Genomic DNA, 25,454 nt, shown 5'->3' with positions numbered 1-25,454 from the left:
CCCAACTCAAGCCAACCCGCCGTTCGCCCGCAATACTTGCGCGTTGACCCATCCCGCATCCTTGCCGACGAGAAACGCAACCACCGACGCGATATCTTCCGGCTGGCCGAGCCGCTCAAGCGGCGGCATCTTCGAAAAGTTCGCGATCTGTTCGTCGGTCTTGCCATCGAGAAAGAGCGAAGTCGCAACCGGCCCCGGCGCCACCGCATTCACGGTAATGCTTCGTCCGCGCAACTCCTTCGCGAAGACATGCGTGAACGCTTCGACGGCCGCTTTCGTGGCGTTGTAAATGGCGTATCCCGGCATGTTGAGCGCGAGCGTCGTGCTCGAAAAATTGACGATACGCCCGCCTTCGTTCAAACGCTTCGCCGCCTCGCGCAGCGTGTTGAACGTGCCGCGCACATTGATGTTGAAAGTCTGGTCGTAGAGCGCGTCGCTCGTGTCGGCGAGCGGCGTGGCCTTGAGCACGCCTGCGTTGTTGATGAGCGCATCGACGGGGCCGAGTTGCGCTTCGACCGCATCGAACATGCGTCGCACGTCGTCGGCGCTAGCCACGTCCGCCTTTACCGCGAGCGCGCGGCTTCCCGCGGCTTCCAGTTCCGCGACGAGCGCGTCCGCTTCCTTCGCGCTCGATGCATAGTTCACCGCTACCGCAAAACCTTCCTCCGCGAGACGTCTCGCAATCTGCGCGCCAATTCCGCGCGATGCGCCCGTGACGATGGCAACCTTGTTCGCGTGCGATTGATTCATGGTTTGCTCCTCATGTTCGTTAATCGATGAGCGCCATGATGGATCATTTCGTTTTCGCGATCATCGCTTGCGGATTAGTATCATCGTTCCAGTTGCCTCAACAATCTCAGACCTCGAACTTCAGCCGACATGGACCGCTTTCAGGAAATGCAGGTGTTCGTGCGCATTGCCGAGCGCCACAGCTTCACGCAAGCCGCCGACGACTTGCAGATGCCGCGCGCAACCGTCACCAATCTGATGAAGCGCCTGGAAGAACGGCTCGGTGCGCGCCTGCTCGAACGCACGACACGCACCGTACGCCTCACGCCCGATGGCGACGCGCATTATCGCCGTTGCGTGCGGCTCATCGCGGACATGGAGGAAGCGGAAGGTTCGTTCAGGCATGCGGAGCCGAAGGGCTTGCTGCGCGTCAACCTGCAAGGAACGCTTGCACGCCATTTCATCGTGCCTGGGTTGCCGGCGTTTCTCGAACGCTATCCGCAGATCGAACTGCATGTAGGCGAAGACGACCGCTTCGTCGATCTCGTGCGTGAAGGCGTGGATTGCGTGTTGCGCGCGGGCACCCTGCAGGACTCGTCGATGATCGCAAAACGCGTCGCCACGCTCGAACAAGTGACGGTGGCGAGTCCCACTTATCTCGCGCGAATGGGCACGCCTGAAGATATCGATTCGCTTGCGGCGCATCGCGCGGTGAATTATGTATCGAGTGCAAGCGGGCGCAATGTTGCCCTTGAATTCGAAATGGCCGACGGCGTGCAAAGCATAGAACTGCCGGGCGCGATTTCCGTTACCGGCGTCGAGCTATATACGCAAGCTGCGCTCGCGGGACTCGGTATTGTGCAAGTGCCGCGTTATCGCATAGAAAGCGAACTCGCCGATGGCAGGCTGCAATGCGTGTTACCTGATTTGATTGTTCCGCCCATGCCGGTATCGCTGCTTTATCCGCATGCGCGGCAGCTTTCAGCGCGCGTACGGGTTTTCGTGGACTGGTTGAGCGATATCTTTGCGAAAGCCGACGTTTGAAATCAAAGCACGAGAGGCCAACGTCCTCGATTAAAAGGAACGCTGGCCTCTCGATTCCCGATCACCGAAAATCAGGCAATCAGTTCAGGCTTTAAACCTTACGCTGCGGCATCCTTCAGCTTCTTCAACGCGCGCGCCTTGATGCGAACGCTTGCGGGCTTGGCCGGGAACCAGCGCTCCGTGCCCGTGAACGGGTCCTTGCCGAAGCGCTTCTTCTTCGCGGCAACGGTTTGCGCCGTGATCTTCAGAAGACCGGAGAGCGTGAACTCGCCTGCGCCCTTCTTGTGGATGGACCCGAGAATGGTGTCTTCCAGCGCGACCAGCACGGCCTTGACCGCCTTCACATCCACGGCTGCACGCTCGGACAGATGCGTTGCAAGCGATGCCTTGGTGAAGGTGTCCTTGATCGGAGCCAGCGCGCCAGTGGTCTTCTTGGCGGCGACTGCCTTCTTGGCAACGACGGCCTTCTTGGCGGGTACTTTCTTCGCGGCAACCTTCGATGCTGCTTTCTTAACCGGTGCGGCGGTCTTTACCGTGGCCTTTTTGGCCGTGGCTTTCTTGGCAGCGGTTTTTGCGGAAGTCGGCATGTTTCTCCTACCTGTGTTTTTGGTCAGTGATATCGGAATACGTTCGCGGTAATGCGTTCGTATCAGGCCGGATTCTACATACGCCAAGCGAGTTCGTGCGAGTCTTTTGCGTTTTTATATCGTTTTTCTAGGGCTTTTTCGTGGCGTCGCGCTGACATGCGAGTCGACGATCGAGTGATGAGCATCGAATCGATGCTCATGCGTCGAGTTGAAAGGCTCATGAAGAGCCAGTCACGAACGATGCGCGATATGCGCAATGAGCGGATAGTGATCCGATGCAACCCGCGACAAGCGCGTGCGATGCACGTTCACGCTCATCAGACGTTCACCGGGATGCACCCAGATGCGATCGAGCGCGAAGAGCGGATAGCGCGTCGGAAACGTGCGCAGCGCACTCGCGCGATGGAAGTGCGTAACGAGCCGGCGCAAGGTGCGGCCATGAACGAACCATTCGTTCAGGTCGCCGAGAAGGATCACGGGCAAGGCAGGTGTATCGAATTTTTGCAGCACTTGTTCGACCTGCATGCGACGTTCGCTCGATGCAAGCCCGAGATGCGTCGCGACCACGCGCCACACTTCACCGCCACAGTCGATGTCGGCATCGAGCGCGCCACGCGGTTCGCGGCTTCTGAACGAAAGATCGAGCGTGCGCACGGCCTGCACCGGATAGCGCGTAAGGACCGCGTTGCCATAACGGCGCGCAGGTGTATCGAGCGTCGGGCCCGCGACCGCGTGCAGACCCGTCATGCGCTGCAGCACTTCGAGTACATCGGACGATGCACTGCCGCCGAGCGGCACTTCCTGCAGCGCGAAGATATCGGCATCGATTTCGTTGAGCACTTCACCGATACGCTCCGGCGCGAAACGTCCGTCGATGCCAACCGCACCATGCAGGTTGTAAGTCGCGATACGCAACTCTCTCGCACGCGCCACGTGCTTCGATTGATTGCCGATATCCATTCCCGCTTCGTGCATCATCGTCATGGGTTGACCTCGTCATGGCGTGTAGGCGCGCCCTTGTTCGCGCCGTTACTTGCGGCATGGCCGGTTTCGCGCGGCATCGCACCGCTTTCGCGCAGACGGCTCGCGCGTTGCGCCTCGTCGCTGGCGCGCGGTTTGTCGGCATCGCTCGGTGCGCCTTCGTGGACTTTTTCTTCTTCGCCACTTCCGAGGAAGCGTTGCAACAGCAGCGACACGCCGAGTAACGCCGCGCCGATGCCGATCAGCACCGCGAACGAGCCGACCGTCGGATGCCGGAACGACGCCACCAGTTGATGCGCGAACGCCACTGTCAGAACGATGCCCGGTCCCATGCCGAGCGCCGTGCCGATCATGAAGTCGCGCATGCGGATATGCGAGGCGCCCGCCACGAGATTGACGATGGCGAACGGCGCCACCGGCAGTAACCGCAACACGACGACCGCTACGATGCCGCGCTTCGCCACGCGTTCGGATAGCCGGTTGACGCGCGCGCCCGCGACCTTGCGCACGGCATCGCGCCCAAGCCAGTTGCCGAGCGAATAGGTGATCGCCGCCGCTGCCAGCGTGCCGGCGAACGCATAGACGCCGCCCCATAGACCGCCGAACACGATGCCCGTCGTCGCGATCAGTAACGTCACCGGCACCGAGAGCACGGCGGCCGCCACGTAGCACAGAATGATCAACAGCGGCGCGAACGGCAGTGCTTCGATGTGGCGTGTGGCGTTGGTCAACGACTTCAGATTGGCGTAGTCGCCAAGCGGCGTCCAGTGCCAAAGCGCGGCCACGCCGACCACCATCAGCACGAGCACGCCGAGAAGCGCGAAGCGGCCAATCAGCGGACGCGTCCTTTCCTTGGGCAGAAATTGTTCGACGAGCTGATCGGCGGCGATAGGCGTTTCAGGGTCGATCAGCGCATCGGGCGGAATGAGCTGATCCAGTTCCGCCGATACTTCCGGGTCGAGCGCAATCAACGTGCGATGTTCATCGCGATTGCGTTGCAACGCTTCGATCGCGGCATTGAGGCCGCCACGTGCATCGCGCTCGCGCACGACATCCGCGACTTCGCAACCGAGATGTTCCGCGAGCAGCGTATCGCGCATCTTCGCAATCGCGCGGCGAATGCGCTGATCGGCGCCAGCGTCGATGGATACGTTGCATTCGCTGTCGAGCACCATCGAGCGATTGTTCAGATTCGCGGAGCCGACGATCAACAATTCGTCATCGACGATCATCAGTTTGCTGTGCACGTTGACGATCTGCTCGCCGAGATTGGGCACTTCTGGGCTCAGCAGACGATATCGCCCATGCCGGTCCGCGCTTTTCAAGAGCGTGTTGAGCCGCGCGCGCAACACGCCCATCGTCACCTCCTGCAGCCAGCCGCTCTGATTGCGCGGCACCACGATAGCCACGTCCGGCCCGTCCTCGCGCGCGAGCGTCTCCGAGAGCGCCGCGCCTATGGAACCCGACGTGAAGTACTGGTTCTCGATATAGATCGAGCGGCGCGCCCTCGCGATGGCATCGAGATATTGCGTGCGAATCTGCTGCACGGGCTGACGTCCGCCGTAAGCAGGCTCGGTGAGCGAGATGGCGATTCGCACATCGTCGATATCGACCGCGCGCGCAGGCGGCCACGGATCGCTGTCGGCGGCCGCGCGATGTGCGCGTATCGCAAGCCGTCTTCCGCACGCGCGCGCCCAGCGTTCGCGCGCCAGGATACCCATTTCGCGCGCGGCATCGCCATCGAACATGGTGTGGACATCGTGGAAAGGCTGATACGGCGCACCGTTCGCATCGCGGCGCAGCGCATCGTCGGGTGCATGCGCGGTCGTGTCCCAGCGCGAACGCGTGAGATCGAGACCGCCGACGAACGCGAGCTTATCGTCGATCACGACGACCTTCTGATGTTGCGATCCGCCCATCGGATGCTTGCCGTCCATCTGAAACGCGATACGCCGATGCGTGCGCCAGCCCATCTTGTAGACCGGCAGCCATTCGCGTTCGAACGCATACAGCATGGCGAAATCCCACGCGAGGATGTAGATGCGCAAACGGCGCTTGTTCGCCGCGATCTCATGCAGGAAGTCGCCGAGCGCAGCTGGGAAACCATCGTCCACACCTTCCGGCGTGAGCTGCATGCGGCTGTCGATATCCCAACCGAGGATGAACACGGTGCGCTCCGCGCGCGTGATCGCTTCGCGCAGCACGCGAAAATAATCCGCACCGTCTATCAGCAGGCTGAAGCGATCCGCATGGCGCACGTTCGCGCAATTGCGGTCCGGCTCGAAGAAAGGGGCATCGACGTGCGTCATGCGTTATGCAGCTTCGTCAGACGTCGTGCGTTCGTGGGTACGACTCATGCCGGTTGCTCCGTGAAGGTTTCGCTCGCCGCGCCAGATTCAAGCGCGGCATTTGCATCGAGTCTAAGTTTGCAAGTGCCGTGCCCGCGATGCAGCCGCGTTCGGTGCTACGCTTGGCGCGCATCCTTCAAACGACCGAGCGCCATGACCGACTACAAGCCCGAAGCCGAAGTCGAAGCAGACTCGCCACGCGGACTCATTCCGCTCGCCGTAGCCGCGGTCATCGTCGGGGCGGCGAGTGGCGCACTCGGTGCGTTATTCCGCTTTTCGCTCGAACGCGCCGATGCGCTGCGCTACGCGCTCGTTGCATGGGCGCATTCGGGGCATGGCGCGGCAAGCATTGTCGTGGTGCTTGCGGCGGCTTTCGCCGCTGCGTTGGCGGCGTGGCTCGTCGCGCGCTTGTCGCCCGAGGCAAGCGGCAGCGGCATTCCCCATGTCGAGGCAGTCTTGCATGGCAAGGCGCCGCCCGCTTCGCTCATCCTCATCCCGGTCAAGTTCGTGGGCGGCGTGCTCGCCATCGGTGCAGGACTCGCGCTCGGACGCGAAGGACCGACGGTGCAGATGGGCGCGAGCATCGCGCATCGCATCGGCACCTTGCTTGGACGCAGCGCAACCGATCGCGGCGTCTTGCTCGCGGCCGGCGCGGGCGCGGGGCTCGCCACCGCGTTCAATGCGCCCATCGCGGGCGCGGTGTTCGTGCTCGAAGAACTGATGCGCCGCTTCGATACGCGCACCGCCGTGGCCGCGCTCGGCGCATCGGCAAGTGCGATTGCCATGGCGCGTCTCATGCACGGCGATCTGCCCGACTTCCATCTGCCCGCGCAGCCGTTTCCAGGCTTCGGCATGACGGCCGCGCATCTCGTGCTCGGCGTGGCGCTCGGCCTGTTGGGCACCGCTTATTCACGCACGATTCTCTGGACACTCGACGCATCCGACTGGCTCACGCGTCATCCGTTGATTGCATCGCCGACGCGCAGAGCCTTCGCGCGCGCGGCTGTCATTGGCGCGGCGGTCGGTTTGCTCGCGTGGTTCGCGCCCGATCTGGCGGGCGGCGGCGATGTCCTCACGCAACGAACGCTGGTGGGCGCGGGCAGCATCGCGGGCGTCACGGCCATTCTTGCGCTGCGCTTCGTGCTCGGCTCGGTATCGTATGCGGCCGGCACGCCGGGCGGTCTCTTCGCGCCCATGCTCGTGCTCGGCGCGCAGACGGGTTTCGTGTTCGGCCGCATCTGCTTCGACTGGTTCCCCGGCATGTCCGCATCCACCGGCGATATCGGCACCTTCGCGGCGGTCGGCATGGCCGCGTTCTTCGCGGCAGTCGTGCGTTCGCCGATGACGGGTATCGTGCTCGTCACCGAAATGACCGCAAGCTTCACGCTGCTCCTGCCGATGCTTACCGCGTGCTTCACCGCCATGCTCGTGCCCATGCTGCTGCGCTGTCCGCCCATATACGATTCGCTCGGCGAGCGCGCGGCAAAACGGCGTTAGCCTCGCGAAAGCGCACGGCGGCAGTCTCAGCGCATACGTGCGCATTGCGGTAGTCTCGACGATCCCCCTTCCGCGATACATGCGGCAGGACAGACCGACAACCGAATGAGGACACGCAACAATGGAATATCGACATCTAGGCGCTTCGGGCTTCAAGGTACCCGTGCTGAGTTTCGGCACGGGCACGTTCGGCGGCAAGGGCGAGTTCTTTCAGGCCTGGGGCGAAACCGACGTCAGCGAAGCGCAGCGGCTCGTCGACATTTGCCTCGACGCGGGCGTGACCATGTTCGACACCGCCGACATCTATTCGGGCGGCTCGTCGGAAGCCATCCTCGGCGAAGCGCTCAAGGGCCGGCGCGACAAAGTCATCATCTCGACCAAGGCGACCTTTCGCTTCGATAAAGACGAGCCGAACAACGTGGGCTCGTCGCGCTTCCATCTCATTCATGCCGTGAACGATGCATTGAAGCGCTTGCAGACGGACTACATCGACATCTTCCAGCTACATGGTTTCGATGCGAAAACGCCCGTCGAGGAAACGCTCTCCACGCTCGACGATCTCGTGCGCGCGGGCAAGATCCGCTATACCGGCGTGTCGAATTTCTCGGGCTGGCATCTGCAGAAGTCGCTGGATGTCGCGGACCGTTACGGCTATCCGCGCTATGTCGCCAATCAGACCTACTACTCGCTGATCGGGCGCGACTACGAATGGGAACTGATGCCGCTCGGTATCGATCAAGGCGTGGGCGCGGTGGTGTGGAGTCCGCTCGGCTGGGGGCGTCTCACGGGCAAGATCAGGCGCGGCCAGCCGCTGCCCGCGTCGAGCCGTCTGCATAAGACCGCCGACATGGGGCCGCCGGTGCCGGAAGAACATCTGTATCGCGTGATCGACGCGCTCGACGCCATCGCCGAGGAAACCGGCAAGACCATTCCTCAAATCGCGCTGAACTGGCTGCTGCAAAGACCGACGGTGGCGACCGTACTGGTCGGCGCGCGCAATGAAGAACAGTTACGGCAGAACCTCGGTGCGGTCGGCTGGAACCTCACGGCGGAGCAGGTGAAGAAGCTCGACGAAGCGGGCACGGTGAAGCCGCCGTATCCGTACTGGCATCAGCAAGGATTTGCGGAGCGCAATCCGTTTCCTGTCTGATAGCTCTCGTTGAAGGCGCTCGTACCGTACCGGAAAGCCTCTGACGTTTTGTACCGGTACTGTACTGCCGGCTTTCCCTACACTTGGTGCAATAGATTTTTTGTTTGCGGACTGCACCATGCCAATCGACTTCCTGAACGCCTTGCCCGCCGCTGCCCTCTTCGTGATGGTGACGAGCATCACGCCCGGTCCCAACAACACCATGCTGCTCGCGTCGGGCGTCAACTTCGGCCTGAAGCGCACGGTGCCGCATGTACTCGGCATCAGTGCGGGCGTCGCGCTCCTGATGCTTGCAGTGGGGCTCGGGCTTGCGCAAGCCTTCGAGCGGCTGCCGTGGCTTTATACGGTGCTCGAAACCGCAAGCGTAGTCTATCTGCTGTATTTGGCGTGGAAGATCGGAACGTCGTCGTCCGTGCAGATGCGCGACGGCGAGCGCCGCCCCATGCGCTTTTACGAAGCCGTCGCGTTTCAATGGGTCAATCCCAAAGCGTGGATGATGGTCCTCACCGCCGCGACGACCATCCATCTGCATTCGAGTCTCTCGCTCAATGCCGGGCTGATGGCGCTCCTGTTCGTCGTGATCGGCATGCCGTGCATCGTGGCGTGGGCGGCTTTCGGCATGTCGTTGCGGCGCTTCCTTTCAAGACCGCGCTGGTTGCGCGCGTTCAACATCACCATGGCCGTGCTGCTCGTGTGCTCGCTGTATCCCATCGTCGCGCATTTCTTCGCCTGAGATTTGCTTTTCCAGCGCGGCGCTAAACATCCGATGATCTTTTAATTGCCTCTTTGCCGCGCCGCCGGACCGGTGCATACTGGTCCGACGCGCCGGCCGCGCAATTCTTGCCGTCCCCCTTGCAAGTTTGGGACTGCGTCTTTTCCCGGTGGTCGACATCGGTCGACATCGACCCATTGCCGTTTCGAGCGATCGCGCATTCACCCTTAAGCGATTCGTTAAGGCGGCTCTTGCCGGCGTGCACGTGCCTCGACTGGCACCGTTCACTCGCGCCACTTCCCGGCGCGGCTTCGAAATCCGTTCAAGGAGTCATGCCATGTCTGGAGCCAACCGCCCATCCGGTCCCGCCACGCGTAAATCTCTCGACCTGGCCGATCAGATCGAGCGCGACGAAATGGAGAACAACCTGCCGGATGCGCTAAACGAAGTCGACGACGAAGACGATCTCCAAGACGAAGCCGATTCCAATCGCGCGCCAGGCAGCTAGAGCGCATCGACATTTCACATATGGAAGCGCGTTACTCGACGCCGCGAGCAGTGCTCGCGGCGTTGTTGCATTTAAATGCAGACATGGTCTTAGGCACATTGGTTGCTCAGGTCCTCGTGCCGCGTCGAACATTGAACAAAAGCGCGGCATGAACCGATGAGCGATGGCGGCGACGATGTCAGTCCGCATGCGAATCAAAAACCAACCAATCGTGTCCCCGTGGGAGGCTTCATGCTCCGTTACGCTGTCATTTTTTTCATCATTGCGCTCATCGCGGCTTTCTTCGGCTTCGGCGGGATCGCAACGGGCGCGGCGGAAATCGCCAAGATCCTGTTCTTCATCTTTATCGTGATCTTCCTCGCTACGCTCTTGCTCGGCGTGTTCAGGCGATGACGAAAGCGTGAGCCCAAACGAAAACGCGCGGAGCTTCGGACCGCGCGTTTTTGCTTCCGGCTTTGCTTTTTACACCAGTCAACCGATGATCACGCGATTGCGTCCATCGCGCTTTGCACGATAGAGCGCGAGATCGGCCGATTCGACCAGTTGTTTCGAAGCGTTTTCGTCGATCACGTCCTGCGTCGCGCCGCCGACACTCACGGTCACGAAGTCCGTGGCCGATCCCGCATGCGGCACTTGCAACGCCTCGACCGCGATGCGAATCTTCTCGCCGAGCAGCCGCAAACCCGGCGCCGATGTCGATGGCAACACCACCGCGAATTCCTCGCCACCGAAGCGCGCGGCCAGATCGGCCGGACGATTCAGACTGGTTTCGATGGCATGCGCGATAAGCTTCAACACATCGTCGCCGGCGACGTGTCCGTAGGTATCGTTATACGACTTGAAGTTGTCGACATCGATCATGAGAAAGCCGACCGATGCGCGATCGCGCGCCGCACGTCGCCATTCGGCATCGAGATAATCGTCGAGTCGTCGACGATTCGAGAGTCCCGTGAGACCGTCCGAATGCGTGAGGCGCTGCAATTCCAGATTCGTTTCCAGGAGCTTTTGCTGCGACTGTCGCAACGCGCGATACGCTTCGTCGCGCTGCAGCAGGTTCTGATACGAACGCGAGTGATATCGCACGCGCGCCACCAGTTCGATGGTATCGGGCAGCTTCACGAGATAGTCGTTCGCGCCCGCCGCGAACGCCGCGCTCTTGATACGCGGCTCTTCTTTCGTCGAAAGCACGATGATGGGAATGTCGCGCGTAGCCGGATGTTCGCGGTACTGGCGCACGAGCGTGAGTCCATCGACGCCGGGCATCACGAGATCCTGCAGGATCACCGTCGGCCGCGTTTCGCGCGCGACGGCAAGCGCGCTCGCGGGATCGGCGCAATAGTGCAGATCGACATTCGGTTCGTCGGCGAGCGCGCGGCGCAGTGCCTCGGCGATGATCGCCTGATCGTCCACGAGCAGCACCATCACCGGCAAGTCGGCGGCAGGCGGCGCATTGAGCGCCACCGCGAGCAGTTCGGATACGGCGCGTTCATGGGCCAGCGAGCGCGCGCTCGCCTGCTCGATGCTCTGAGCCGCGGCGGCCGTTGCGCGCTTCACGCGTTCGGCGAGCGGATCGGGATGAGGGAGCTTCATAAACGTGTCCTCGGAAATGTCGTTATACGCGCTTCTTTTTCTTTGTCGAAAGCTTGCGCGAGTGCGCCCGCAATGCGCGGCAGCGGCAGGATCGCGACGGCGGCATCGAGCGCGGCGGCCGCTTTCGGCATGCCGTAGACGGCGGACGTTGCTTCGTCCTGCGCGATCGTGTGATAACCCTTGGCGCGCATCGCCTTGAGACCGATGGCGCCGTCGCGTCCCATGCCTGTCAAGAGTACGCCGACCGCGCGTCCGGTCCAGCGTTCGACCACGCTCTGAAAGAACACATCGACGGATGGCCGGTACGGCAACGCTTCGGGATGCGCGGTGTAGCCGAGATGCGTGGCATCCGTGAAATGCAGATGATCGTTGGTCGCCGCGAGCAGCACGACGCCGGGCGCGGGCACGTCGCCTTCGCGCGCGATACGCACCGGCAGCGCGGATTGACCGCTTAACCAGTCCGCCATGCCTTCGGCGAAGGCGCGGTCCACATGCTGCACGATAACGGTCGCGGCGGAGAAATCTTCAGGCAATGCGCCGAGCAATGTCGCGAGCGCCGCCGGGCCGCCCGCCGATGCGCCGATTGCAAGCAGCCGCGATTGGCTCTTGGGCGTGGCCGTCATGGTCATCGAAGGCGCGAGCCGTGCGCCGATCTGATCGATCTTCGCGATGAGCGCCGCTGCACCGCGCCGCGCATCGGCACCGGCGAGCGCGGGGGTATCGACGGCATCGAGCGCGCCCGCGCCCATCGCCTCATACACGCGCCACGTGTTCGCGCCGATATCCACCGTGACGACGAGAATGGCGCACGGCGACTTCGCCATGATGTGACGCGTGGCCGCCACGCCATCCATGTTCGGCATGACGAGATCCATGAGCACGACATCCGGCGCCTGCGAAGCGCACAGGTCGACAGCCTGCCGGCCGTCGCTTGCAACCCACAGAATCTCGAGGTCGGGGCGAATGGCAAGCGCGCGCCGCAACGCTTCGACCGCGAGCTGCATGTCGTTGACGATACCGATCTTCATCGCGCGCGCTCCGTGGTCATGGCTTCGCCTCGCCGATGAGATCGCGCACCGCGTCGAGCAGCGCCTGATCGTGAAAACTGCCCTTGGCGAGATAGTAATCCGCGCCCGCATCGAGACCGCGCTGGCGATCTTCCGCGCGGTCCTTGTACGACACGATCATCACGGGCGTGCGCGCAAGTTGCGCGTCGCGTTTGATGAGCGTCACGAGCTCGATGCCGTCGAGACGCGGCATGTCGATATCCGTGATGACGAGATCGAAGTGCTCGCCGCGCACCGCGTTCCAGCCGTCCATGCCATCCACCGCGATGGCGACGTCGTAGCCGCGTGATGCAAGCAGCTTGCGTTCGAGCTCGCGCACGGTGAGTGAATCGTCGACCACGAGCACACGTTTCGCGCTTGCTGTCGTCGTGCGTGACGCGCTTCTATCGACACGACCGAGTTCGCCGCCCGCGACGAGCTTTTCGACGGAGCGCAGCCAGTCGTCGAGATCGGCGATGAGCAGCGGGTCGCCGTTTTCCATCAACGCGCCCGCCGCGATGTTGCGCACCTTGCCGAGCCGTTTGTCGAGCGGTTGCACGACGAGCATGCGTTCGCCGAGAAAGCGGTCCACGACGATGCCGTAACTCGACGCGCCCTGCCCGATCACGACGACATCGAGCGCGTCGTTCGTGGCTTCGAAGCTCGGCGTCTGCAAGATTTGATGCGCCGTCACAAGACCCAGCCGCTTGCCGTCGAAGGCGAAATGCTGCTGACCTTCGAGCGTATCGATAGCGTTCGCCGGCAGCACGAGCGTGCGCACGACATGCGCAAGCGGCAAGCCATAGGGCTCGCCCGCGACTTCGACGATCAGGCTGCGAATGACCGACAGCGTGATCGGCAACTGCAGCACGAAGCGCGTGCCGGCGTGGGCATCCTGCGTCACGCGCAGACTGCCGCGCACTTGCCTCACGACGTCTTGCACGGCGTCGAGCCCGACGCCGCGGCCGGATACATCGGTGACGGCGTCGCGCATGGTGAAGCCTGGCAGAAAGAGGAATTCGAGCAGTTCCGCCTCGGAAAGACGCACGGCCGTGTCTTCGCTTGCAAGGCGTTTGTGCACGACGTTGCGGCGCAATGCATCGAGGTCGATACCGCCGCCATCGTCGGATACGCTGATGAAAAGCGCGCCCGCGCTATGCCGTGCCTCGAGCGTGATAGTGCCGATTTCCGGCTTGCCGAGCGCGCGTCTCAGCGACGGCGCTTCGATGCCGTGATCGACCGCGTTGCGCAGCAAATGGCCGAGCGGCGCGTCGAGCAAATCGAGGATATCGCGGTCCACTTGCGTGGTTTCGCCGGCGATCACGAGGCGTACTTCCTTGCCGAGCGAGCGTGCCACGTCGCGGACCATGCGCGCAAAGCCGCCGGTTGCATCGACGAAGGGACGCATGCGGCAAGCGAGCGCTTCGTCGTAGATTTGTTGCGCGAGATGCGTCGAGCGGCGGTCGTAGTTTTCGAGTTCGGCGAGCCGCTCGCTCAGTTGCCGATGCGCTTCGTTCGTCAGGCGCCGGGCTTCGTCGAGCGCGGCCTGTGCGCGCGCGTCGAGTGGCGCGCTGTCGGCGAAGGTGTCGTGCAGGCGTTCGAGCGCGCGGCTCGCGTCATGCTGAATGCGCTTCACGCGCAGCATCGATTGCGAGAAAGGCTTGAGCCAGCGCGATTCGACGAGCGTCTCGCCGGAGTGACTCAACAGGCGGTCGAGAGTTTCGGCGCGCACGCGAAGCATGCGGGCTTCGGTTGGGCGTGATGCTTCTTGCGACGCTCGTGAACGATGCGTTTCGGCGCTTGCGCGCAGCGTGTGGGCTTCGTCAGAACGCGATGTGAGATTCGATTCATCGCTTGCGTGAAGCGCGTGAGCTTCGTTCGAGCGCATTGCGGAATGCGTATGACGCGGTGTGTGCGAACGAGGCTCATCGTTTGCACGATCGCGCGACGAAACATCATAAGTTGCGCCTAGGCGAAGCCTGTCCGTCTCATCCGCCGTGGACGTTGCCAACGCCAACTCGCGCGATCCATCCGAATCGCCCACCAAACGCGCATTCAACCCCTCGACAAACGCATTCACCTCGCTTTCCAGCGTCGTCTGCGCGTCGATTTCTTCCGCCTGACCGATCCGCACGATCATATCCACGCCGCACAAGAGCATGTCGATATAGACCGCATCGAGCGTCACGCGCGCTTCCTGCGCCGCGACGAAGCAGTCCTCCATGACATGCGCGAGCGTCACGCCGACCGGCACACCGACGATGCGCGCCGCGCCCTTAAGCGAATGCGCCGCGCGCATGCACGCTTCGAGCGTGACCGGATCGTTCGGCGCGCGTTCCAGCGCGATGAGGCCATCGGAAAGAATCTGCGCCTGCGCGCGCGCTTCCTCCTGAAACAGGTCGAGCAGCGAGCGGCGTCCGGGATCGGCACTCGTCATCCGAGACTCCCGTCGAGACTGTCGATGAGACGTTCGGCATCGAGCAAGCCGACGGTCGTATCCTTGAACGGCGCAAGCGCCTGCGTATGCGACGCATGACGTTGCGCGAGCGTCGCGGGCACCGGCTGCAAACGCGCGGCCGAAAAGCGATGCACGCCATCGACGGCATCGACGGGAAAAGCGAGCGGTCCTTCGTCATCCGCGTGCGCGTCATCCCGATGCCGTTGAACGACGAGCAGACGGCCGAGTTCGCGTGCATCGACAACTTGCGATTTCGAAACCGCTTTCGCCACGCTTTCCTCGATACCGAAGAGACGCGCCAGCGACACGCATACCAGCAAACGTCCACGCACGTTCACGACGCCGAGCACCGCGCGGTTACGCCGATGCGGCAACGTATGCACCGGCCGAAGTTGCGCGACCTGCGCACAACACGCGGTCGGCAAGCCGAGCCATTCGCCGCCGATGCGAAACACGAGATACGAAACGGCATCGGCTGCGTCGCGCGTTCGTTTTGCGTCGCCCTTGAAGCGCTCGACGACCGAAACCGCATCGACACGATCGAGCACGCGCGCCGCCGCCGACTCATGGACCGGGCAATTACGGCAATGCACGTACCGTTCGAGCTTCGGACACGAGCCGTCGCCGCGCACGCCGATGCGGTTCCAGCAGTCGTCGATGACATCGGGAATGAGCGGCGTGCGGGCGTTCATCGCGCGCTCTCGGCGCTGCGTTCGGCGCGAGCCAGCATGATGCGCGCGCGGTCCGTGTCGCCATCGAGTTGAAGCAGCGCGGCAAGATGCGTGAGCGCTTCGCGATGCGTCGGATCGAGATAAAGCGCGCGGCGATAATGCGCGCGCGATTCGTCGTGCGCGTTGCGGGCATCGGCGATCACGCCGAGCAGATAGTACGCATCCGCGCTTGCCGGGTGCTTGTGCAACCACCCGCGCGCGATGGATTCGGCTTCGATCAGCGAACCGGCATCGGCGAGAGCGTGGGCTTGCGCGAGCGTTGGCGTTGGCGTTGGCGTTGGCGTTGGCGTTGGCGTCGAGGCCGGCGCCGGATTGACGCTCACCGGTGTCGAGGTTCGATGCAACGCCATTGCAGGCGCTGCAAACGCCATCGGCTTCGACACGGAGATCTTCGACGAGTCCACACGCGTAGCGCCTCGCGCCCATGCAGGCATGACGAATTCGCCGGATGCCGCGGGCTTTAGCGGAGGAGCGGCATTCACGATCTCGCGCTCGGGCCTTCTGAACGCGAAAGCCAGCGGAATGTTCGCGGGACTCATGCCTTCGCGCATCAGGAGACCCGTTTCAGCAGGTCCGATAAAGAGCATGCCGCCGTCGGCCAGCAAGCTGTCGAGCACGCGCAACGCGGCGCTCTGCGTCTCGCGATCGAAGTAGATCAGCACGTTGCGGCACAGAATGAAGTCGAAGCGTTCGAACATGCGCGCATCGAGTTGAAACAGATTGGCTTGCGTGAAGCGCACACAGCGCGCCATGCGCTCGTCGAGCTGCCAGCCGTCTTCGGTCGCGCGAAAATGCCGGTCACGAAAACCCAGCGCGCGGCCACGAAACGCATTGCGTCCATAGTGCGCGCGGCGCGCATGCGACAACGCGCGTTCGCTTACATCGATAGCCTCGATGACGAAGCGGTCCGCCGCGATGCCTGCATCGCTCAAGGCCATCGCCACCGAATAGGCTTCCTCGCCCGTCGAGCAGGGCAGGCTCAGCACGCGCACGGGGTTCGAAGGGCGCTCCGACAGACGAATGCGCGCAAGCCGCGCGAGCGCCGTATAGACCTCGGGATCGCGAAAGAACCACGTTTCCGGCACGACGACCGCTTCGATCAGTTCCTGCAACAGCGCGGGATCGTTTGATACGGCGTGGTAGTAGTCGTCGAGCGTCACCGCGCGCGATGCATCGAAGCGCTCGCGCACCGCGCGCATCACCGCGTTCGTGCCGATAGACTCGGCGTCGAGCCCGATCGTCCGATGCAGCAGCTCGGTAAAGCGGCGCGTGTTGTCTTCGTTCATGATGTGCTCTCGGCAAAGAGCAACGCCTGCACGTCGAGCGGCAACAAATGTTCCATGCGCACCCATTGCAGCAGGCCTGCTTCATCGCGCGCGACGGGACCGAGATAGCGTGCGTGCGGCGTGTCGATGCCCGCATCGGCGAACGCGGCGGTATCGAGCGTGACGGTGCGGGTTGCCTGTTCGAGCACGAGACCCAGTCGATGCGTCGTCGAATCGTGCGCGCCGCCGCGCCGGTAAGCGACGAGCGCGAGCCGCGTCGACAAGCGTTCGCGCGACGCGCGCCCGAGCGCCAGCGCCGCGACATCGATCACGGGCACGGGTGCGTCTTCGTAATCGAACAGGCCCGCAACCCACTCCGGCGCGCCGGGCAGCGCCTTCAACGGCGCGAGCGGCAACATGCGCTCGATCTGCGCGCTGTCGAGCAGATAGCGATCGGAGCCGAGCGTGAACTGGACGAAGAGCATGGCGCGCGCCGCTTTACGCGGCCACCTTGAAGCGCGATACGCCGGTGCGCAGACCGTTGGCGACATGCGTCAGGTCGTCGATGGCCTGAGTCGATTGACGCAACGACTCCGCCGTCTGCTGCGCGGCTTCCGACAATTGCGAGAGCGCCTGAGAAATCTGGTCCGCGCCGGCTGCCTGCGTCTGCATGCCTTCGTTGACCATCGACACGCGCGGCGCAAGCGTCTGCACTTGATGGATGATCTGCGACAGTTGCCCGCCCACTTGCTGCACGTCGAGCATGCCCCGCCGCACTTCCTCCGAGAACTTGTCCATGCCCATCACGCCCGCCGCGACCGAAGACTGAATCTCCTTGACCATTTGTTCGATATCGAAGGTCGCGACCGCGGTTTGATCCGCAAGACGCCGAATCTCGGTGGCCACCACCGCGAAGCCGCGCCCGTACTCGCCGGCTTTTTCCGCTTCGATGGCCGCGTTCAGTGAAAGCAGGTTCGTCTGATCCGCCACCTTCGTGATGGTCGCGACGACCTGATTGATGTTGCCCGCCTTCTCGTTGAGGATCGCGAGCTTGCCGTTCACCGAACCGGCCGCTTCCATCACGTGCCGCATGGTTTCCTCCATGCGCGTGAGTCCGGCGTGACCCGTGCCCGCGAGCGTCGCCGACTGTTCCGCGACGCCCGACACTTCGTTCATCGTGCGTACGAGATCGCGCGCCGTCGCGAAGATCTCGCGTGACGTCGCGCCGATTTCCGTCGTGGTTGCCGCAGTCTCGCTCGCGGTCGCTTGCTGCTCGCGTGCGGTGGCGGCGATTTCGGAGACCGATGTCGTCACTTGCAGCGCAGACTTCTGCGCCTGCCCGACGAGCCCCGTGAGTTCGTCGGTCATGCGGTTGAAACCCGCTTCGAGCGTGCCGAACTCATCGGCGCGCGCGAGGTCGAGCCGCTGCGTGAAATCGCCCGTACGCATCTTGTCGACGACATCGACGAGACGCAGCATCGGCACGGTCAGCGCGCGCATTAGCAGAAAGCCGAGCACGGCGGCCGTGGCCAACGCCACCAGCATGATGACGACGAGCGTCGTCTCCGACTTGCCCACCGAATGACGGATGCTCTTGACCGAACTCGTGTTGCTCGCCTCGTTGTAGTCGACGAGCGCGCGCGCCGCGTTTTGCCCCGCTTCCCAGACTGGCGTCAGGCGCGTGTTGAACACCGTGGCGCCGGCTTGTTTCGAATCGATGAGACCGCGCAGCGCTTCGTCCTGCAGCGGCGCGTAGAGCGCGCGCTGATGCCTGAATTCGTCGAAGATGCGGCGCTCGTCTTCTTCGTGGACGGTCGGCGCGTAGTTCTCGATGAGCTTGTCGAGCGTCGCGCGCGTTTGCGTCAGACGGTCGCTATCGCGGCGAATGAGTGCCTCGTCGCTATCGGCGAAGACCAGGCGTTGCGTCACGGCGTAGCTTTCGAGCCAGGCCGCGCGCAGATCGTTGGACAGCGAAAGACCGACCATCGAATCTTCTTCGAGGCTTTTCGCCTCGCGGTCGATACCGCCGAGCAGCGTATAGGACAGCGCGGCCATGACCAGCATCAGGAAGAGAATGACGCCGAAACTCGCCAGTATGCGATGCCGGATGGACAGATGCTTCACGCGATGAACCCTCATGTGTAATCGATCGGCGCGGACCGTATGAAACCGCGTCGGAAGGCGTCACGAGCATTGAATCGTTTGCGGCGCGCGCGTTCTGACTGCGCGCGGCGTCCCACGCACCATGCACGGTATATGCCAGTGCAGTTGACTGGGTTAACGGCTGATTGCGGCGGCGCTTGAGGGGGAGGAATCGAGACGGATCATTTCGCCGTGTTTGAGCACGGTGAAGGAATCGGCGGGCAGGCCCGCGCGGCGCACGGCATCGGCGAGCCGGCGCGGCGGCTCGTCGAGCGGCTCGTCGGTGAGTTCGAACGTGCCCCAGTGGATGCCAATCGCCTTCTTCGCCTGCACGTCCTGGAAGATCCGCACGGCTTCCTCGGGGTCGACGTGCTGGCCGTGCATGAACCAGCGCGGGTCGTACGCGCCGATGGGAATGAGCGCAAGGTCGAAGCCGCCGAAGCGCGCGCCGATATCGCGAAAGTCCGGCGAATAACCCGTGTCGCCCGCGAAGTAAAACGAAAACGGATGCGCCGCGCCCGCCGGCGTCTTCACGACCCAGCCGCCCCACAGCGTTTCCGCGCGGTCGAAGGGCGTGCGCGCCGACCAGTGCCGGCTCGGCACAAACCAGATATCGAGGCCGGCAACATGGGTTTCGTCGCTCCAGTCGAGTTCTTCCGCGTTCTGGATGCCGTCGTCGTTCATCCACTTCTTCACGCCGAGCGGCACCAGAAAGCGCGGCGGGCCGCCCGCCTGCCGGTTGAGCGCTTCGACGCTCGCCTTATCCAGATGATCGTAGTGATTATGCGAAATCAGCACGATATCGATGTGCGGCAACTCGTTGAGTGTGAGCCCGGGCGGCGTTTTGCGCTTCGGACCCGCGAACGAGAACGGCGACGCGCGTTCGGAGAACACCGGATCGGCGAGGATGTTCACGCCGTTGATTTGCAGCAGCGCGCTCGCGTGGCCGATCCACGTGAACGTGTTCTCCGTGCGATTGGCCTTGAGCCAGGCGATGTCGGGATGCGCCATCGGAAACCGATATCCGTTCGCGGGCGGCTTGGGCAGACCCTGCCGCAAGCGCTCCCAGCGCCACTTCAGAAGCGACTCGTGCGGCAACTGGCCGTAGTCGTTCTCGAAGCCGGACGCGGTGTGCTTCGCGTGATGCAACGGCTGCGGCTGGGTTTGCGCATCGGTCTTCGCGGTGCTCGCGCTCGCTGGCTCCTCACTCTGCGCGACCGTGTTGCCGGAGCAGCCGGCCAGCACGGCGAAGGCACATACGACGGCGCGCGGGCCGTGCTGTCCTGCATTGAAAAGGCTCGCAAGGATACGGCGCATGAGTTGACCGGTTGAGCGCATTGGGCTTTAGGCCAGGCCATGCGCGGTTGGCGGCTTCTTAGGCTTCGCTATGAATTAAGCACGCCGGGCAATTGATTCTACGGAATGTAGAAAAACTTGTCTTTTCGCACCGGCAGGTGCTGTTTGGATGAAGCCGCATGTATTCGTCTGCCTTATCCCGCAAGGCGGGACAACGAAATCGACAAAGTAGGCCCGTTTCTTGCAATAAACCGCTCCGAACGTCGGCACAGGCGTCACGAACAATCCAAATAGACCATTGGTGGCGCGCGCTCGTTTCTCATCTAGCAGTTCAGGACCGAGCGCGCCGTACACCGCACTTTCGAAACCGGGGGCCCGATGATGGGCAGTAAACAACGCAGTCACGCTGCACGCACGTTCAATCCGCAACTTTTCTCGATGCACGCCATGCTCGTGTCGCGCAGCGCCTCTCACGTGGCGAGCGCACTGCAGGAGCCCGGGCGCGATGCCGCGCTGGCCGAAGGCGTCGCGGATTTCATCGCCCATTGCGGCCATACGGGCCTCGGGCTCTTCCTCGCGGCAGTCTGGCATTGGCTCGATGAACGCGGCTACTACGACGCGGCCGAACGCGTGCAGCATTACATCGAAACCAGCAGCGTGCCGAAGGTGAAGGCGACGCCGCGTGCAATGCGTGGGCGCGACGCGCGGGTGTGAGGTGCCGTGTACGTTACGTTACGGGCAGACGACACATGGAACGTCCTGGCCGTAACGCTCAGGTTCCAAACCATCCCGCATCGACAAAATAATCGCGCCCCGTGCAGCGCGCCGCATCGTCGGATGCCAAAAAGAGCACCATCCGCGCGACGTGTTCCGGATCGATTCGCTCGTGCAGACACTGCTGCGCAAGAAGCGCGGCCTCGCTGTCGGGCGACTGCCACAGCTTCATCTGACGCGGCGTTCGCACGGCGCCCGGAATCACGGTATTCACGCGAATGCCGTGCGCGCCGAGATCGCGCGCCAATCCGCGCGTGAGGCCTTCGATAGCCGCCTTCGCCGTCATGTAGAGCGTGAGTTCCGGCAGCGCGAGATGCCACGAAATCGAACCCATGTTGATGATCGAGCCGCGCCGGTTCGCGCGCATGCTCTTGGCCGCCGCCTGCGCGCAAAAGAACTGATGCCGCAGATTCACGGCCATGCGCTCGTCCCAATACGCGGCGCTCACGTCGTCCCATCGATGGCGGTCGTCGTTGGCGGCGTTGTTGACAAGCGCATCGAGCGGTCCCGCCGCCGCGATCATGTCGTCGAATATGGCTTCGATGGCGGCCGTATCGCGCAGATCGCAACGGTAAAACTTCGGCGCGTGCTTTTCGTTGGCGAGCGCCTGTTCGAGTTCGCGCGCGTCGGTTTCGGCGACATCGATGAACGACACGCGCGCCCCTTGCTTCGCGAACGCCTCGACGATGGATGCGCCAATTCCGCTGCCGCCGCCCGTCACGACGACATGTCGGTCTACGAGGCTCGGATAGATTGCATAGGCCATGAGCGTCTCCTCTTCAGTGCGAATGACGCGGATTGCCGCGCGTCTCGATCACCTTCAAATACAAGGTCGCGGGTTCGAGACACCCGCCCGTCGACAACTGCCCCACCGTCTGCCGATACAACTCCTGCCACGGCGTTTGCGCGGGCGGCGTGGCGAACGCGGCATGCGTGCGGCGGCTTTCGAGTTCGCCTTCCTCGATCAGCACGTTCACCGAACGCGCATTCAGGTCCACGCGAATCCGGTCGCCCGTGCGCAAGAGCGCGAGACCGCCGCCGACGGCCGCTTCCGGCGACATGTTGAGAATGGACGGACTCGCCGACGTGCCGCTTTGCCTGCCGTCGCCGAGACAAGGCAGGGAATCGACGCCGCGCTTGATCATTTCCGCAGGCGGCGCCATGTTGACCACTTCCGCGCTGCCCGGATAACCCACCGTGCCGCAGCCGCGAATCACGAGAATGCAATGCTCGTCGATGTTCAACGCGGGATCGTTGATGCGCCGATGGTAATCCTCCGGTCCATCGAAAACGATGGCGCGCGCTTCGAACACGTTCTCTTCGCCCGGCTTGCTGAGATAGGTCTTCGTGAAGGCCTCGCCGACCACGGACATCTTCATGATCGCGCTGTCGAAGAAATTGCCCGACAGCACCATGAAGCCCGCGCCGTGCTTGAGCGGATCGTCGGCCGTGCGAATGACTTCGCGGTCGGCGGCGGGCGCGTCGTCCGCGATTTCGCCGATGCTGCGGCCCGATACCGTCCGACACGCGCGCTCGATGAGACCGGCCGCATCGAGTTGCCTGAGCACGGCCGGCACCCCGCCCGAGCGATGAAAGCTCTCGCCGAGATACTCTCCAGCAGGCATGCAGTTCACGATCAGCGGCACGTCCTCGCCATAACGCTGCCAATCCTCCAGACTCAATTCGATACCGATATGACGCGCAATCGCGATCAGATGCGGCGGGCAATTGGTCGATGCACCCAGCGCCGACGCCACGACGATCGCGTTCTCGAAAGCCTCGCGCGTCATGATCTGCGATGGCCGCAAGTCCTCGCGCACCATGTCGACGATGCGCTTGCCCGTCGCATACGCCATCTGACCGCGCTCGCGATATGCGGCGGGAATGCTCGCGCAAGTCGGCAGCGACATGCCGAGCGCTTCGGCGAGGCTGTTCATGGAGAGCGCGGTGCCCATGGTGTTGCAATGGCCGATGGACGGCGACGATGCGGTCGTGAGTTGCATGAAGCCTTCGTAATCGATCTCGCCTGCCGCAAGCAGATTGCGTGCATGCCAGATGACCGTGCCCGAGCCGACGCGCTTGCCTTCGTACCAGCCGTCGAGCATCGGCCCGCCTGACAGCACGATGGCCGGCAGATCGACGGTCGCCGCTGCCATCAGACATGCGGGCGTGGTCTTGTCACAGCCGGTCGTGAGAACGACGCCATCGAGCGGGAAGCCGTGCAACACTTCGACGAGACCGAGATAGGCCAGGTTGCGATCGAGCGCGGCGGTCGGACGGCGGCTTTGCTCCGCGAGCGGATGCACGGGGAACTCCATGGGAATGCCGCCCGCATCGCGAATACCGGCTTTCGTGCGCTCGGCAAGCTCGATATGGTGGCGATTGCATGGCGCGAGATCGCTACCCGTCTGAGCGATACCGATGATCGGCCTGCCCGATTGCAGCTCCTCGCGCGTAAGACCGTAGTTCATGAAGCGCTCGACATAGAGCGCGGTCATGTCGGCGTGCGAGGGATCGTCGAACCATTCCTGGCTACGTAGACGGCGAGTTGGATGCTGGGGCATGGGGTTGTCTCCGTGGTTTTCGATTGCGTTATGTTACCGGTAACACGGGCGGGTTGTTTATCGCAGCGTTCGAGTTACTTCGATATGCGCCTAAGCACTCTCGCGCGCCAATACCGAATAACCGACGCGTACCTTCTTGCCCATCCCCTCCATCACTCCGCGATCGCGCGCTTCGATCGCTTCGAGCAGCGTCGCGCCCGTGCGCGAACCGATGCCGTAAGCATCGACGGAAACGGTTGTGATCGACGGCGTGCAGCACATGGCGACTTCGAAGTTGCCGAAGCCCGCAATGGCGATGTCCTGCGGCACGCGAAGCCCGCGCCTGTGGCATTCCATTATCGCGCCGAACGCGGACATGTCGCTCACGCACATCACGGCTTGCGTATCCGGCCATGCTTCGAGCAGCGCGGCCATTGCAGGGCCGCCGTGGCTCATCGTGATCGGCGAGTCGCCTAGCCGGATGACGCGGGTATCGTCGAGACCGAACGCCTTCATCTGCGAACGAAAGCCCTTGAGCCGGTCGAGGCCGCGCCTGTCCAACTCACTCGCGCCACCCAGAAATCCGATACGTTGATGGCCGCGTTCCGCAAGATGGCGCACCATCGCGCGCGCGGCGCTGACGTTGGAGAAGCCGACGGCGGAATCAATTGGCTCGGCGGGCGCATCCCACATTTCCACGACAGGTACGCCTGAGCGGCGCAACAAAACGCGGGCAGCGTCCGTGTGACGCGAGCCGGTCAGTGCGATGGCGCGTGGTTGATGACGCAGCATCGAACGCACGATGCGTTCTTCGCGCTGCAAGTCGTAGTCGGTATCGCCGATCAGCAGTTGCAAGCCATGCGGTTCGAGCGACGCGGACAGACCGCGCACCGTATCGGAGAAGTTGGAGCTTGCGAGCGACGGCACGAGCACGGCAACGAATTCCGACCGCCCGGATGAAAGCGCACCGGCGGCGGCATCCGCTACATAGCCGAGTTCTTCGATGGCTTTCTGCACGCGCTCACGAGTCGCCAGGGCAACGCTGTGTCCCGCGAGCACGCGCGATACCGTCATTTTCGAGACGCCCGCGAGCGCCGCTACATCGGACATGCGGGGCGGACCCGATGGCGCGTCGTCGCTCGGCCTGGCTTGCGCGAAGTTCCTCAATCCACGCGCACCCAGCCATCGGTACGCTGTTCGAGCGTGACGTGCAGCTTGGTCTCGCCCGCTTCGCGATCGGCGGCGGTCAGGTCGGGGAAAGCGCGCTTGATGTCGCGGTCGTCGACCCACGACGCGGGATTATCGAGCTTATAGGTGTAGGTGACGTCCGAACGATGCGCGGTGGGATCAGGCTCTGTCCAACTGACGACCTTGTCGAGCTTGACGTGCGCGTAGCACAGCATCCAGACACGGGAATCGCTGGTGGCGTTCGGGTCGCCAGCCGGACGCGTGGTTTCAACCGCGTACTTTTGCCCTTCGCCCGTCAGGCTATATGCAATGCCATTTTGCTTGGCATTGGCATTGGCGGGCGTCGCCGCGGAGCGCGCGATAAGTCCGCTTTTTTCGAGCGCCGCGAGTTGCTCACGCAGCGCGGCGCCGGAATATTCGTTGAGGTCGCGACTCGTATAGGCCGATGGAAATGTGTACGGGCCACGTCCACTGCGATTCAGACACAGAAGCCCGCGATCTGTTTTCATATCGGCGGAAATGGCGTCGCCCAGACTGGACTCGCTCGCATCGTTCTTCTTGCCGCAGGCTGCGAATAGCAGCGAGACGCTCACGGCGGCGATCAACAGACTCGTTCTCATATGCGCTCCAGAGGTCAGCCTAATCGTTCGGCATGGACAACCTTGCGTTGCCATTCTACCGACAGAATCACAGCCTTCGAAGCTTATAACGTGCCTGACTCTAATGGATGCGTTGACGTCGTGTTCTCTCGCACGCCCAACGCCGCAGAAATGCAAAAACCCCACCTGGTTTGGGGGTGGGGTTTTTGTTGCTGCATGAGGAGCCTGACGATTACCTACTTTCACACGGGAGATCCGCACTATCA

23 protein-coding genes are annotated in these 25,454 nt (G+C 63.1%); 7 read left to right on the top strand and 16 right to left on the bottom strand.

The genetic code is table 11. From position 1 onward, the window contains the following. Positions 1-6: 6 nt before the first annotated feature. A complete protein-coding gene (locus tag NCT04_RS16565; RefSeq protein WP_250466592.1) occupies positions 7-750 on the bottom strand; it encodes an SDR family oxidoreductase in 744 nt (247 codons plus the stop codon). 129 nt (positions 751-879) lie between these two features. Between NCT04_RS16565 and NCT04_RS16560 the strand changes: the two genes are divergently transcribed. Next, entirely contained in the window at positions 880-1,773 is an 894-nt protein-coding gene (locus tag NCT04_RS16560; RefSeq protein ID WP_250466591.1) for a LysR family transcriptional regulator, read from the top strand. A gap of 98 nt (positions 1,774-1,871) precedes the next feature. Here the strand turns inward: NCT04_RS16560 and NCT04_RS16555 are convergent, their stop codons facing one another. From NCT04_RS16555 to NCT04_RS16545, 3 genes are all read right to left on the bottom strand, one after another. Next, complete coding sequence (locus tag NCT04_RS16555) at positions 1,872-2,360, bottom strand: HU family DNA-binding protein (RefSeq protein WP_250466589.1); 489 nt, start codon at positions 2,358-2,360, stop codon at positions 1,872-1,874. Between the two features lie 231 nt (positions 2,361-2,591). Next, the gene (locus tag NCT04_RS16550; RefSeq protein WP_244828703.1) at positions 2,592-3,344 is read right to left on the bottom strand and encodes an endonuclease/exonuclease/phosphatase family protein; all 753 of its coding nucleotides are present in this window, start codon (positions 3,342-3,344) and stop codon (positions 2,592-2,594) included. After that, positions 3,341-5,650 carry a VTT domain-containing protein gene (locus NCT04_RS16545; RefSeq protein ID WP_250466587.1) on the bottom strand — a complete coding sequence of 770 codons (2,310 nt, stop codon included), beginning with the start codon at positions 5,648-5,650 and terminating at the stop codon, positions 3,341-3,343. The genes NCT04_RS16550 and NCT04_RS16545 overlap by 4 nt, the downstream gene beginning before the upstream one ends. Positions 5,651-5,842: 192 nt before the next feature. Between NCT04_RS16545 and clcA the strand changes: the two genes are divergently transcribed. The 5 genes from clcA (at position 5,843) to NCT04_RS16520 (ending at position 9,949) form a co-directional block, all read left to right on the top strand. Further along, on the top strand, positions 5,843-7,186 hold the full coding sequence (gene clcA, locus NCT04_RS16540) for a H(+)/Cl(-) exchange transporter ClcA (protein WP_250466585.1): 1,344 nt from the start codon (positions 5,843-5,845) through the stop codon (positions 7,184-7,186). 121 nt (positions 7,187-7,307) lie between these two features. After that, positions 7,308-8,336, top strand: coding sequence for an aldo/keto reductase (locus NCT04_RS16535; RefSeq protein ID WP_250466583.1), 1,029 nt, complete (start codon positions 7,308-7,310; stop codon positions 8,334-8,336). Positions 8,337-8,454: 118 nt separating this feature from the next. Beyond that, positions 8,455-9,069, top strand: coding sequence for a LysE family translocator (locus NCT04_RS16530; RefSeq protein ID WP_250466581.1), 615 nt, complete (start codon positions 8,455-8,457; stop codon positions 9,067-9,069). Between the two features lie 316 nt (positions 9,070-9,385). Then, on the top strand, positions 9,386-9,556 hold the full coding sequence (locus tag NCT04_RS16525) for a hypothetical protein (protein ID WP_244828708.1): 171 nt from the start codon (positions 9,386-9,388) through the stop codon (positions 9,554-9,556). Between the two features lie 231 nt (positions 9,557-9,787). After that, a complete protein-coding gene (locus NCT04_RS16520; RefSeq protein ID WP_035967564.1) occupies positions 9,788-9,949 on the top strand; it encodes a DUF1328 domain-containing protein in 162 nt (53 codons plus the stop codon). A 78-nt stretch (positions 9,950-10,027) separates the two neighbouring features. On the opposite strand, the gene NCT04_RS16515 is transcribed toward NCT04_RS16520, so the two are convergent. From NCT04_RS16515 to NCT04_RS16480, 8 genes are all read right to left on the bottom strand, one after another. Beyond that, positions 10,028-11,146, bottom strand: coding sequence for a diguanylate cyclase (locus tag NCT04_RS16515; RefSeq protein ID WP_284503312.1), 1,119 nt, complete (start codon positions 11,144-11,146; stop codon positions 10,028-10,030). Continuing rightward, positions 11,143-12,174 carry a chemotaxis response regulator protein-glutamate methylesterase gene (locus NCT04_RS16510; protein ID WP_250466580.1) on the bottom strand — a complete coding sequence of 344 codons (1,032 nt, stop codon included), beginning with the start codon at positions 12,172-12,174 and terminating at the stop codon, positions 11,143-11,145. The genes NCT04_RS16515 and NCT04_RS16510 overlap by 4 nt, the downstream gene beginning before the upstream one ends. A gap of 16 nt (positions 12,175-12,190) precedes the next feature. Next, positions 12,191-14,629 carry a hybrid sensor histidine kinase/response regulator gene (locus tag NCT04_RS16505; protein WP_250466578.1) on the bottom strand — a complete coding sequence of 813 codons (2,439 nt, stop codon included), beginning with the start codon at positions 14,627-14,629 and terminating at the stop codon, positions 12,191-12,193. Beyond that, a complete protein-coding gene (locus tag NCT04_RS16500; RefSeq protein WP_250466577.1) occupies positions 14,626-15,342 on the bottom strand; it encodes a chemotaxis protein CheW in 717 nt (238 codons plus the stop codon). The genes NCT04_RS16505 and NCT04_RS16500 overlap by 4 nt, the downstream gene beginning before the upstream one ends. Next, positions 15,339-16,667, bottom strand: a complete 1,329-nt coding sequence (locus NCT04_RS16495; RefSeq protein WP_250466575.1) for a CheR family methyltransferase — start codon at positions 16,665-16,667, stop codon at positions 15,339-15,341. Before NCT04_RS16495 ends, NCT04_RS16500 begins: the two co-directional genes overlap by 4 nt. Next, entirely contained in the window at positions 16,664-17,131 is a 468-nt protein-coding gene (locus tag NCT04_RS16490; protein ID WP_250466574.1) for a chemotaxis protein CheW, read from the bottom strand. The genes NCT04_RS16495 and NCT04_RS16490 overlap by 4 nt, the downstream gene beginning before the upstream one ends. Positions 17,132-17,144: 13 nt before the next feature. After that, on the bottom strand, positions 17,145-18,785 hold the full coding sequence (locus NCT04_RS16485) for a methyl-accepting chemotaxis protein (protein WP_250466572.1): 1,641 nt from the start codon (positions 18,783-18,785) through the stop codon (positions 17,145-17,147). 138 nt (positions 18,786-18,923) lie between these two features. Further along, positions 18,924-20,105, bottom strand: a complete 1,182-nt coding sequence (locus tag NCT04_RS16480; RefSeq protein WP_250466571.1) for an MBL fold metallo-hydrolase — start codon at positions 20,103-20,105, stop codon at positions 18,924-18,926. Between the two features lie 357 nt (positions 20,106-20,462). On the opposite strand from NCT04_RS16480, the gene NCT04_RS16475 reads away from it, so the two are divergent. Then, entirely contained in the window at positions 20,463-20,798 is a 336-nt protein-coding gene (locus tag NCT04_RS16475) for a hypothetical protein (protein WP_244828716.1), read from the top strand. A 58-nt stretch (positions 20,799-20,856) separates the two neighbouring features. On the opposite strand, the gene xylB is transcribed toward NCT04_RS16475, so the two are convergent. The 4 genes from xylB to NCT04_RS16455 all read right to left on the bottom strand — a co-directional run bounded on the left by xylB (position 20,857) and on the right by NCT04_RS16455 (position 25,209). Next, positions 20,857-21,624, bottom strand: a complete 768-nt coding sequence (xylB, locus tag NCT04_RS16470; RefSeq protein WP_250466569.1) for a D-xylose 1-dehydrogenase — start codon at positions 21,622-21,624, stop codon at positions 20,857-20,859. 13 nt (positions 21,625-21,637) lie between these two features. After that, positions 21,638-23,422, bottom strand: a complete 1,785-nt coding sequence (locus tag NCT04_RS16465) for an IlvD/Edd family dehydratase (protein ID WP_250466567.1) — start codon at positions 23,420-23,422, stop codon at positions 21,638-21,640. 90 nt (positions 23,423-23,512) lie between these two features. Further along, the gene (locus tag NCT04_RS16460; protein ID WP_244828719.1) at positions 23,513-24,511 is read right to left on the bottom strand and encodes a LacI family DNA-binding transcriptional regulator; all 999 of its coding nucleotides are present in this window, start codon (positions 24,509-24,511) and stop codon (positions 23,513-23,515) included. A gap of 53 nt (positions 24,512-24,564) precedes the next feature. Beyond that, entirely contained in the window at positions 24,565-25,209 is a 645-nt protein-coding gene (locus NCT04_RS16455) for an SEN1982 family lipoprotein (RefSeq protein ID WP_250466566.1), read from the bottom strand. Positions 25,210-25,454: the final 245 nt, after the last annotated feature.

The sequence above is a fragment of the Caballeronia sp. GAFFF2 genome (assembly GCF_023631485.1).
GTDB lineage: Bacteria > Pseudomonadota > Gammaproteobacteria > Burkholderiales > Burkholderiaceae > Caballeronia.
This window is presented reverse-complemented; position numbering and strand designations above follow the sequence as displayed.